Genomic DNA, 11,153 nt, shown 5'->3' on the forward strand with positions numbered 1-11,153 from the left:
CACGCTCGGCGCCGCCGGCCACAAGCGGCTCGAAGTGCGCCAGCCGATCCTCACCGACGGCGACCTGGAAAAGATCCGCTCGATCTCCGAGGTCGGCGACTCGCACTTCAAGTCGCGCACGCTCGACACCACCTTCCACGCCGGGCTCGGCGCGGCCGGCATGGAGCAGGTGCTGGACGAACTGAACGCCCGCGCCGAAGCCGCGGTGCGTGACGGCGTCAACATCATCATCCTCAGCGACCGGGCCACCGGCAGCGACCGGATTCCGATCCCGTCACTGCTCGCCTGCGCGTCGGTGCATCATCATCTGATCCGTGTCGGCCTGCGCACCTCGGTCGGCCTCGTGGTCGAATCCGGCGAGCCGCGCGAAGTGCACCACTTCGCCTGCCTGGCCGGTTACGGCGCCGAAGCCATCAACCCGTATCTGGCGTTCGAGACCATCATCGCGCTCAAGGACAAGCTGCCGGCCAAGCTCGACGACTACGAGATCGTCAAGCGCTACATCAAGTCGATCGGCAAGGGCCTGTTGAAGGTGATGTCCAAGATGGGCATCTCGACCTATCAGTCGTATTGCGGCGCGCAGATCTTCGACGCGGTCGGCCTGCGCAACGACTTCATCGCCAAGTACTTCGCCGGCACGCATTCGCAGATCGAAGGCGTCGGCCTGGCGCAGATCGCCGAGGAAACCGTGCGCCGTCATCACGATGCGTTCGGCGAGGCGCTGGTCTACAAGAGCGCGCTCGACGTCGGCGGCGAATACGCCTTCCGGTCGCGCGGCGAAGACCATGCCTGGACGGCCGAGTCGGTGGCGACGCTTCAGCATGCTGTGCGCGGCAACTCGCAGGAGCGCTACCGCGCATTCGCCCGCATCCTCAACGAGCAGCAGGAGCGCCTGCTGACGCTGCGCGGCCTGTTCAAGATCAAGGGCGCCGAGGCCGAAGGCCGCAAGCCGGTGCCACTCGCTGAAGTCGAGTCGGCGGCCGAGATCGTCAAGCGGTTCTCGACCGGCGCGATGAGCTTCGGCTCGATTTCGCGCGAGGCGCACACCACGCTGGCGATCGCCATGAACCGGATCGGCGGCAAGTCGAACACCGGCGAGGGCGGCGAGGAAGCCGATCGCTTCAAGCCGATGGCAAATGGCGACTCGATGCGCTCGGCCATCAAGCAGGTCGCCTCCGGCCGGTTCGGCGTCACCACGGAGTATCTCGCCAACTCCGACATGATGCAGATCAAGATGGCGCAGGGCGCCAAGCCCGGCGAAGGCGGTCAGCTGCCCGGCCACAAGGTCGACGCGACCATCGCGGCGGTGCGTCACTCGACCCCGGGCGTCGGCCTGATCTCGCCGCCGCCGCATCACGACATCTACTCGATCGAAGATCTGGCGCAGCTGATCTACGATCTGAAGAACGTCAATCCGTCGAGTGCGGTGTCGGTCAAGCTGGTGTCGGAAATCGGCGTCGGCACGGTTGCGGCCGGCGTCGCCAAGGCGCGCGCCGACCACGTCACCATTGCGGGCTTCGAGGGTGGCACCGGCGCTTCGCCGCTGACCTCGATCAAGCACGCCGGTTCGCCGTGGGAAATCGGCCTCGCCGAGACGCATCAGACGCTGGTGCGTGAGCGGCTGCGCTCGCGCATCGTCGTCCAGGTCGACGGCGGCTTCCGCACCGGCCGCGACGTCGTGATCGGCGCGCTGCTCGGCGCCGACGAGTTCGGCTTCGCCACTGCCCCGCTGATCGCGGCCGGCTGCATCATGATGCGCAAGTGCCATCTCAACACCTGCCCGGTCGGCGTCGCGACGCAGGACCCGGTGCTGCGCAAGCGCTTCACCGGCCAGCCCGAGCATGTCATCAACTACTTCTTCTTCGTCGCCGAGGAAGTGCGCGAGCTGATGGCCTCGCTCGGCTATCGCAGCTTCAACGAGATGGTCGGTCAGTCGCAGATGCTCGACCAGCAGGCGCTGGTGGCGCACTGGAAGGCCAAGGGCCTCGACTTCTCCAAGCTGTTCTACAAGCAGAAGGCCGAGAAGGGTCAGACGATCTATCACTCCGAGACCCAGAACCATCACCTCGAGAAGGTGCTGGACCGCGAGCTGATCGCCAAGGCGCAGCCGGCGATCGACCGCGGCGCCCCGGTGAAGTTCGAGGCTGAGATCAACAACACCAACCGTTCCGCCGGCGCGATGCTGTCCGGCGTGGTGGCCAAGCATTACGGTCATGCCGGCCTGCCGCACGACACCATCCAGGTGCACCTCAAGGGCACCGCGGGTCAGGCGTTCGGCGCCTGGCTGGCGCGCGGCATCACCTTCGATCTCGAAGGCGAAGGCAACGACTATGTCGGCAAGGGCCTGTCGGGCGGCAAGATCATCGTCCGGCCGCCGGCGATCTCCGGCATCGTGCCCGAGCAGTCGATCATCGTCGGCAACACCGTGATGTACGGCGCGATCGAGGGCGAGTGCTACTTCCGCGGCGTCGCCGGCGAGCGTTTCGCCGTGCGTAACTCCGGCGCGGTCGCGGTGGTCGAAGGCGCCGGCGATCATTGCTGCGAATACATGACCGGCGGCATCGTTGTGGTGCTCGGCAAGACCGGGCGCAACTTCGCGGCCGGCATGTCGGGCGGCGTCGCCTACGTGCTGGACGAGGACGGCAGCTTCGCCAAGCTCTGCAACATGGCGATGGTCGAGCTCGAGCCGGTGCTGTCGGAAGAGATGATCAACGCCGGCACCTATCACCAGTCGGGCGATCTCGAAGCGCACGGCCGGGTCGACGTGTTCGCCGATCTGCTCGGCAGCGACGTCGAGCGGCTGCACGTGCTGATCTCGCGCCACGCCAAATACGCCGGATCGAAGCGCGCCGCCGAGATCCTGGCGAACTGGAAAGAGTGGCTGCCGAAATTCCGCAAGGTGATGCCGGTCGAGTATCGCCGTGCGCTGCGCGAACTGAAATCGCGCGCCGCCGAGGAGCCGAAGATCGCCATCGGGGCGTAGTTCACCAGCGCTTCCTCGTCATTGCGAGCGAAGCGAAGCAATCCAGAGGCTCCGCACACCGGGCTGGATTGCTTCGTCGCTTCGCTCCTCGCAATGACGCCGGGATGCGGTTCACGACACAAAGTCAAAGACAAGAATTCGGGGCGTTAGTTTCGATGGGCAAGGTCACGGGATTTCTGGAAATCGAGCGTCACGACCGCGCGTATGCGCCGGTGGCGGAGCGGGTGAAGAACTACAACGAGTTCGTCGTCCCGCTCAGCGACAAAGACCTGCGCGACCAGGCCGCGCGCTGCATGAATTGCGGCATTCCGTATTGCCACGGCACCGGCTCGGCGCATCCGGGCACGCCCGGCTGTCCGGTCAACAACCAAATCCCGGACTGGAACGACCTCGTCTACAACGACAACTGGCAGGAAGCGGCGCGTAACCTGCACTCGACCAACAACTTCCCGGAATTCACCGGCCGCATCTGCCCGGCGCCGTGCGAAGCGTCGTGTACGCTGAACATCGACGACAATCCGGTCACCATCAAAACCATCGAATGCGCCATCGTCGACCGCGCCTTCGAGAACGGCTGGATCAAGCCGGAGATCGCCTCGATCAAGACCGGCCAGAGCGTCGCCATCATCGGCGCCGGCCCGGCCGGCCTCGCCGCCGCGCAGCAGCTGGCGCGCGCCGGGCACGACGTCCACGTCTATGAGAAGCTCGCCAAGGCTGGCGGCCTGCTCCGCTACGGCATTCCCGACTTCAAGATGGAGAAGCATCTGATCGACCGCCGCGTCGCGCAGATGGAGGGCGAGGGCGTCACCTTCCACTACAACAGCCCGGTCGGCGGCACCGCCCCGGGCGCGGTCGATCCGGCCGAGCTCTTGAAGCAGTACGATGCCGTCGCGCTCACCGGCGGCGCGGAGTATCCGCGTGATCTGGCGATTCCCGGCCGCGAGCTCGCCGGCGTGCACTTCGCGATGGACTTCCTCACCCAGCAGAACCGCCGCGTCTCCGGCGAGCCGCTCGGCGATAGACCTGAGATCCTCGCCACCGGCAAGCGCGTCGTCGTGATCGGCGGCGGCGACACCGGCTCGGACTGCATCGGCACCTCGATCCGTCAGGGCGCCGCCAGCGTCACCCAGATCGAGATCATGCCGGCGCCGCCCGAGAAGGAAGACAAGGGCCTGACCTGGCCGAACTGGCCGATGAAGATGCGCACCTCGTCGAGCCAGGCCGAAGGCGCCGTGCGCGACTTCGCCGTCAACACGGTGTCGTTCGAAGGCGAGGGTGGCAAGGTCACCAAGCTCAACTGCGTCCGCGTCGACGGCAAATTCCAGCCGATCCCCGGCACCGAATTCGTGCTCGAAGCCGACCTCGTGCTGCTGGCAATGGGCTTCGTCTCCCCGGTCAAGGACGGCCTCCTGACTCAGCTCGGCGTCACCCTCGACCCGCGCGGCAACGTCAAAGCCGACCTCGACCGCTTCACCACCTCGATCGACAAAGTCTTCGCCGCCGGCGACATGCGCCGCGGCCAGTCGCTGGTGGTCTGGGCGATCCGCGAAGGGCGCCTGGCGGCGCAGGCGATTGATCGGTTTCTGATGGGCAGCACGACGCTGCCGAGGTAGGCGGGGCGTCGCGATCGCCCGCGAGCCAGTGCATAGCGCTCGCCACGCCCTCTGCCGTCATGCGCGGGCTCGACCCGCGCATCCATCGCGCGCGTAGCGCGCAACTAATCCGGCTTGATACGAAGAGGATGGATTGCCGGGTCAAGCCCGGCAATGACGCCGTGCCGGAAAGTAGGGCTTGCCGCGTTCAACCCTCCTGGTGACAGAAGCGCTCGCCACCTCCCGTGTCGTCATCGTCCGACTTGATCGGACGACCTAGTCTGCCAGGGCCTCGCCGTGATGTCGTGCTTCGACGCGGGCTCTCCGGGATACTGGATCCCCGCATGCGCGGGGATGACGGGTGGGGGTGGGGCGACGCGAGAGGGCACGAACTATCCGCGAGTCATTCCGGGGCACGCGCGACGCGCGTGAGCCCGGAATCCATAGCCCCTGTGTTCGCGATTACGTCCAGGTGTCCGTTACTACGTCTTTGCCGCATCGCCAGTGCTGCGGCGTATGGATTCCGGGTTCGCGCTACGCGCGCCCCGGAATGACTAACAAGAGGATCATGCGATCCTCACGCATTCCTCGCCATCAGGCCCCCGTCGACCGGGATCACCGCGCCGGTGATGAACGAGGCGGCCGGCAGGCACAGGCTCAGCGTCATATGCGCGACTTCTTCCGGGTCGCCGTAGCGGTGCAGGGCGGTGCGGCGTCTTGCGTATTTCTGTTTATGCTCGTCGCTGATGCGATCGGTCATGCCGGTGGTGATCGGGCCGGGGCAGATGCAGTTGACGGTGATGCCTTCGGGGCCGAGCTCGACGGCGAGCGAACGCGTCAGACCGGTGACGCCGGCTTTGGCGGCAGAGTATGGGCTGTGCGGCGAGGTGGCGCCGAGTGCTTCAGTCGAGGCGATGTTGACGATGCGCGGGCTCTGCGACTTGCGCAAGTAAGGCAGCGCGGCGCGGATGACGCGCGGATGCGCAGTGAGCAGGATGGCGAGCGCGCGTTCCCACACCGCCTCGTAGTTGGCGTCGTCGATCGGCAGCGCCGCCGAGATGCCGGCGTTGTTGATGACGATGTCGAGCCCGCCGAGTTGCTGCGCGATCGCTTCGACGCCGGTCTTGATCGCCTGCGCGTTGCCGACGTCGAGCGCAAAGGCGGTCGCGTCGCCACCGCGCGCCTTGATGGCATCGGCGACCGGCTGCGCGCCGTCGAGCGTCACGTCGGTGACGGCGACGCGCGCGCCTTCGTCGGCGAACACATGCGCGGTGGCGCGGCCCATGCCGCTCGCCGCGCCGGTGACGAGTACGCGCAGGCCTTTGACGGAACGGCTCAGGGGTTTGTACGACATCGGTTTCCTCCGGTTGTTTCTTGTTGCGGAATTCGCAGGCGCGTCGCGCGGCCCGGCTCCGATTGACAAGGCTGGCATCGATCGACACACAGGTCAAACGCGGCCGTCACAAGAGCCGCGACAACGACAACAACGGGAGGTTCGCGGTGAACGAACTCGATTTCAGTGGCAAGCAGGTGCTGATCGTCGGCGGCTCGAGCGGCATCGGCAACGGCATCGCGCAGGCGTTTCGCGCTCACGGCGCCAAGGTGTGCGTCACCGGGACGCGGGCGTCGCAGGCCGACTACGCGGCGGCGGACGGCAGTCACTTCGACGGGCTGACTTACGTGCAGCTCGACGTCGGCAAGCCGCAGGCGGTGGAGGCGTTCGCGCCGCCGATCGACCGGCTCGACGTGCTGATCCTGGCGCAGGGCGCTGTGATCTATCGCCGCGGCGAATTCGAGATGGACGGCTTCCGCCACGTGATGGAAGTCAATTTGATGAGCCTGATGGCCTGCGCGACCAAATTCCATCCGCAGCTGAAGGCGTCGGGCGGCAAGCTGATCATCGTGTCGTCGACCGCGGCGTTCCACGCCACCAAGGGCAATCCGGCCTACAATGCGTCCAAGACCGGCGCCTATGGGCTGACGCGCACGCTGGCGCAGGCCTGGGCCGAGGACGGCATCCGCGTCAACGGCATCGCGCCCGGCCTGGTCGATACCAAGATGACCAAGGTCACCACCGACAATCCGAAGCGCCTCGCCGGCGCCATCGAAGGCATCCCGATGAAGCGCCTCGGCACGCCCGAAGACATGGCCGGCGTCGCGCTGTTCCTCGCCTCGCCGCTGTCGAGCTACGTGCTCGGCCAGACACTGGCGGTGGACGGCGGGCTGATTCTGTAGCAGCGCGCAGCGCTTCAACGCATCGCGACCTCATCCTGAGGAGCCGGGCGAAGCTCGCAGAGCGCAGCCGGGCGTCTCGAAGGATGCGCCGCAAGTCCGTGCCACCTCATGGTTCGAGACGCCCGGCTTCGCCGGGCTCCTCACCATGAGGGCCGAGCGTCATGGATCGCGGCTGATGCGGACTAACAGTGCGCGCGTACGGCCGAGGGCATCGCGCTCACCGAAATATCGAGAAGAATCCCGATGCCGTCGGCGGGGGGGCGCGGCGGGTTTGTGGTTGTTGCGGCGCCGGGGCGAAGCCGAAGAAGCCCGAGGCGGCGGGCGGCGGCGGAGGCGGTGCGGCGCGGACGACGCGGCGCTGCTGCTGAGCCTGCTGCTGCGGGCCGCCATCGCGCGACGGCGCACCGCCGCTCGGGCTGTTGCTCGCCATCGGCACCGCACTCTTCGGCGGCTCCTTGGGCGGCGGCGGCTCCTGCGCCTTCTCGACCACGATCTCGCGGCGCGGCCAGGTGTAGTCGTCGGCGCGGCCGGCCGGGGCGGCGAGCGGCTCGCCCTTCACCAGCGTGCGGCTGACCAGCGCATCGACCGGAACCGGCGACACGCCCGGGCCGCCGAGCAGCTTGTCGGTCGATACCGCGGAGGCGACCAGCGGCACGATCGGCCCGGCGATCGGACGCGGCGGCGGACCTTCCGGCTTGGCCGGCGTGGTGTCCGGCGTTGCCGGCTCGGTCGGCAGTGCGATCGGCCCGGAGCGGGCGGCGAGCAACCGCGCGATCTCGCGCTCGACGTAATGCGCCAGCTTGCGGGCGCCGGCCTTGGTGAAATACACGCCGTCATAGGAGCGCAGCCGGCGGGTCTGGCCCTCGAAGTCCGGGCCCTGCAGCATGTAGCGGCCGCCTTCGTCGACGAAGCCGTCCCAGACGTCCACATAGCTAATGCCCGCCTTGGCGGCGGCGTCGCGATACAGCGCGTTGAGGAACTGCGCGTCGGAGGTCGACTTGGTGCCGCGCACCGCGGGCAGGCCGACCCACAGCACCGGCACGCCCTTGGTCTTCAGCACCGCGATCATCTCGTCGAGCTTCTTGCTGTAGAGCTCGGCCCAGCGGGTGTCGCGGAACTGCGCGACGCCGCTGCCGCGCTTGGATTTCTCCGGCGCCATGATCTGCGGCGCGCCGTCGTCGTCCTCGTCATCGTCGGCGGCGTCGCTGTCGGCGCTCTTGTCGTCCGGCTTGGCGGCGTCGGGCTTAGCCGCATCCGGCTTGGCCGCATCAGGCTTGGACGGGTCGGCGTCCTTCTTCTTGTCGGCGGCGGTCTCGGTGATCGGCACGCGGTCGTTGAGGCCGAGCATCACCACGATGGCGTCGGGATTCTCGGCGGCCAGGATCTCCTTGGCGGCGGCGGTCCAGTCGGACGGCTCGCCCTTGGGCTGATAGCGCAGCAGGCCCGAGACGGTCTTGTGCTTGCGGATCACGCCCATTTCGGGCTGCTCGGTGTAGGCCTGCTCGAGGCCGTAAGCGAGCCAGTCGGCCATCGCGTCGCCGAGCACCACGACGTTGCGTTCGGCCGCGGTCTCGCGCTTCTCCGGCGCGGGCGCGCGCGAATAATCCTCGCGCACCGGCGCGCGGCGCGGCGGCGCCTGATGCTGGAACGGCGCGAACACGTCGCTGCCGAAGAATCCGCCTCCGCCGCCATTGTATCCGCCGCCATTGCCGACGCCGCGGGGCGGACGCGGCGGCGGTTGCGACGGCCCGCCGAAGCCGAAGAACTGCGCCGACGCCGGCGCGGCGACGCCGATCAGCAGCAGCGCCGAGACGGCCAGGACCGGCCCGCGCCTCGTCAACGCGCCCAGCAGGGATTTCGGCTTCTCGGACATAAGCTCGGCCGCGCTCGCAACAGGAGGAGGGAACTCGATCTATACTAGCGGATTCGGGCCGCAACCGGGCAGCCTTCGCGGCACAGCATACGCCTGTGATCGGCCGCCGCCGTCAAGGGCCGCGGCCGAGCATCGGCGGCCGCTCAGCCGGCCGGAAGGCGGCGCTCGCGATCGGCGTAAGTGGCCGTTTTCACGGCCGAAAGCCGCGCATCGAGGGCCGCCGCAAGGGCCGGGCTGACGCCGGTCATCGGCAGCCGCAGCTGCGGGCTGTCGATCAGTCCCTGCTGCCACAGGCAATATTTCAGCGGCGCCGGCGAGGGCTCGGCGAACAACAGCCGTGGCAGATCGGCCAGGCGCTGCCATTCCAGCGAGGCGCCGAGCCGATCCCCGTCCAGGATGCGCTGCCGCACGGCCGCGAACGCCGCGGTCTCGAGATGCGCCGAGGCCAGCACCGCGCCGTCGCAGCCGCGCACTTGCGCGCCGTAGAACAGCGCGTCCTCACCGCTGAGCACGGAAAACCCCGGCGGTCGGAGCCGCAGCAGATCATTGGTCTGGCGCAGTTCGGCGCAGCAATCCTTGAGGCCGACGATGTTGGGGCGCTCGGCCAGCCGTAGCAGCGCGTCGTTGCCGAGATTGACGCAGGTGCGGGCCGGGATGTTGTACAGCATGATCGGCCGCGCCGTGGCTTCGGCCAGCGCTTCGAAGTGCAGCACGAGGCCGTCCTGCGACGGCCGCGTGTAGTACGGGCAGGCGATCAGGTAGCCGTCGACCGGCCAGTTCGCGATACGCGCCAGCGTCCGCACCAGCTTGCGTGTATCGGCGCCGGACATGCCGAGCCACACCGGCAGCGCGCGGCCGGCCTCGGCCAGCGTTTCGGCCGTCAGCATCGCCAGTTGTTCGATCTCGCCGTCGTCGAGTGCCAGGCCTTCGCCGGTGGTGGCGGCGAGAATCAGCCCGTCGATCGGCTGCCGCGCGTAATGCCTGATCAGCCGCCGCAGCGAAGCGGCGTCGAGCGCGCCGTCGCGGAATGGCGTAATCAGCGGCAGCCACAGGCCGCTGGGTGGCTCAGAGTCGGATTCCATCGTCGTGTCTCCTGAGAGGAGCCGGCCGACGAAGCGCAACAAAAAACCCCGTCGAAACCGGCGGGGTTTGGGTGAATGCGAACTGCGATCGATCTAGCGCACGCGTGCGTCCCCGGCCCCGAAAGGAGCGCGGTTTTTGTAGGCGTAATGAGCGGCGCGAGTGATCATGCGATCAGTAGGACCCGCGCCGCTGGTTTTGTCAACGACGAAGGCGCGGGGCCGGCCGATTTGCGTTTCGAGCAGTGCGCTTAGACGGTCGCAGGTCAGCGCGCCAGGCCACCGAGAATGTTGGCGCGTTCCAGCGTCGACCGCAGCGCCTCGTCGGAGACGTGGGTGTAGATCTCCGTGGTGGCGATGCTCGAATGCCCGAGCAGCCGCTGCACGATGCGGATGTCGACACCGTTCTCGATCAGCAGTGTCGCGGCAGTGTGCCGCAGCATGTGCGGCGTGACGCGGCGGCGGACGCCGGCCTGTCCCGCGAAGGTGCGTAGCTTGGTGCGGAAGGAATGCGGGCGCAGCTTGGTGCCGTTGCGGTTGACGAACAGCGGGCCGTCGCTGCCGAGCATACGTTGACGCTGACCAGCCAGCTTGCGCAGCTCTGTGCGTAGCCGCGCATCGGTGACGTAGACGACGCGGTCGCGCGAGCCCTTGCCGTGGATCCGGATCGCGGCGCCGTCGCTGGCGACGTCGCTGCTGGCGATCTTGCACAGCTCGCCGATGCGGATGCCGGTTGCGATCATCAGGCGGATCTCGGTGCACAGTGATGGTGCGTCTGGCGCCGCATGCCGAGCCGCGCCCGGTGCTCGCGTCGATTTCAGAAGCCGCGTCGTCTCGTCCCGCGACAACGTCCGCGGCAATCGCTTTCGCTTCGGCAGCTTCAGCCGCCAGCCATCGAACGGATTAGGCATCGCGCCCCGATCTTCCAGGTGGCGGAAAAACGAACGCAAGCACGCCAGCCGCCGCCGCACCGTCGATGCCGACAGCTTCCGCCCGGTCATGTGCTCCAGATAGGCGCGCAGATGCTCGGTGGCGATCAGCCCATCCGCGCAAAACACCTTGTCCTCCCGCCGCCGTGTCCCAATCCACGCGGCAAAATCCGCCAGATCGTAGCCGTAAGCCTGCAACGTATGGTCCGACAACTGCCGCTCGACCGAACAATGATCGAGAAACGAGGCGATCGATTTGCTGAGGTTCATTCCGCGCTCCGCCCAACCGGGGCGGAGGTAATTTGCCTGACATCTTCTACTAAAGCCTAGGCGCCGTGGTGATTTTTCGACTCAAGGTTATCGATTGTACGGAGAATTCAGCTCAATCGCTTGAGAGCAAATGCCGACATAACTCGGAATTATGAGCCGTTATCTTTGGATGATCGCAGCTGTTCAAGCGGT

Annotated in this window: 7 protein-coding genes; 3 read left to right on the top strand and 4 right to left on the bottom strand. The window is 67.3% G+C overall.

Features of this window, described 5'->3' with window-relative positions; all coding sequences use genetic code 11:
* Together gltB and IP86_RS14390 are read left to right on the top strand one after the other, a co-directional pair.
* A partial coding sequence (gene gltB / locus IP86_RS14385; protein ID WP_156332510.1) for a glutamate synthase large subunit occupies positions 1–2,983 on the top strand: 2,983 nt, incomplete at its 5' end.
* 155 nt (positions 2,984–3,138) lie between these two features.
* Positions 3,139–4,596: a glutamate synthase subunit beta gene (locus tag IP86_RS14390; protein ID WP_054163223.1), complete on the top strand. Its 1,458-nt coding sequence runs from the start codon at positions 3,139–3,141 to the stop codon at positions 4,594–4,596.
* Between the two features lie 556 nt (positions 4,597–5,152).
* On the opposite strand, the gene IP86_RS14395 is transcribed toward IP86_RS14390, so the two are convergent.
* Positions 5,153–5,929, bottom strand: a complete 777-nt coding sequence (locus IP86_RS14395; RefSeq protein WP_054163224.1) for an SDR family NAD(P)-dependent oxidoreductase — start codon at positions 5,927–5,929, stop codon at positions 5,153–5,155.
* A 146-nt stretch (positions 5,930–6,075) separates the two neighbouring features.
* Between IP86_RS14395 and IP86_RS14400 the strand changes: the two genes are divergently transcribed.
* Positions 6,076–6,810, top strand: coding sequence for an SDR family NAD(P)-dependent oxidoreductase (locus tag IP86_RS14400; RefSeq protein WP_054163228.1), 735 nt, complete (start codon positions 6,076–6,078; stop codon positions 6,808–6,810).
* Between the two features lie 217 nt (positions 6,811–7,027).
* Here the strand turns inward: IP86_RS14400 and IP86_RS14405 are convergent, their stop codons facing one another.
* From IP86_RS14405 to IP86_RS14415, 3 genes are all read right to left on the bottom strand, one after another.
* Positions 7,028–8,683 (bottom strand): SGNH/GDSL hydrolase family protein, encoded by a 1,656-nt coding sequence (locus IP86_RS14405; RefSeq protein ID WP_054163225.1) that lies wholly within the window; start codon positions 8,681–8,683, stop codon positions 7,028–7,030.
* A 143-nt stretch (positions 8,684–8,826) separates the two neighbouring features.
* Complete coding sequence (dapA, locus tag IP86_RS14410; protein WP_054163226.1) at positions 8,827–9,765, bottom strand: 4-hydroxy-tetrahydrodipicolinate synthase; 939 nt, start codon at positions 9,763–9,765, stop codon at positions 8,827–8,829.
* A gap of 263 nt (positions 9,766–10,028) precedes the next feature.
* Complete coding sequence (locus IP86_RS14415) at positions 10,029–10,961, bottom strand: tyrosine-type recombinase/integrase (protein ID WP_054163227.1); 933 nt, start codon at positions 10,959–10,961, stop codon at positions 10,029–10,031.
* Positions 10,962–11,153: the final 192 nt, after the last annotated feature.

The sequence above is a fragment of the Rhodopseudomonas sp. AAP120 genome, from assembly GCF_001295845.1.
Taxonomy (GTDB): Bacteria; Pseudomonadota; Alphaproteobacteria; order Rhizobiales; family Xanthobacteraceae; genus Rhodopseudomonas.

What these genes read in the sequence shown, in the direction of transcription:
- IP86_RS14390 (WP_054163223.1), top strand. Translation starts at nt 3,139, where the DNA reads ATGGGCAAGGTCACGGGATTTCTGGAAATCGAGCGTCACGACCGCGCG.
- IP86_RS14395 (WP_054163224.1), bottom strand. Translation starts at nt 5,929, where the DNA reads ATGTCGTACAAACCCCTGAGCCGTTCCGTCAAAGGCCTGCGCGTACTC.
- IP86_RS14405 (WP_054163225.1), bottom strand. Translation starts at nt 8,683, where the DNA reads ATGTCCGAGAAGCCGAAATCCCTGCTGGGCGCGTTGACGAGGCGCGGG.
- dapA (WP_054163226.1), bottom strand. Translation starts at nt 9,765, where the DNA reads ATGGAATCCGACTCTGAGCCACCCAGCGGCCTGTGGCTGCCGCTGATT.
- IP86_RS14415 (WP_054163227.1), bottom strand. Translation starts at nt 10,961, where the DNA reads ATGAACCTCAGCAAATCGATCGCCTCGTTTCTCGATCATTGTTCGGTC.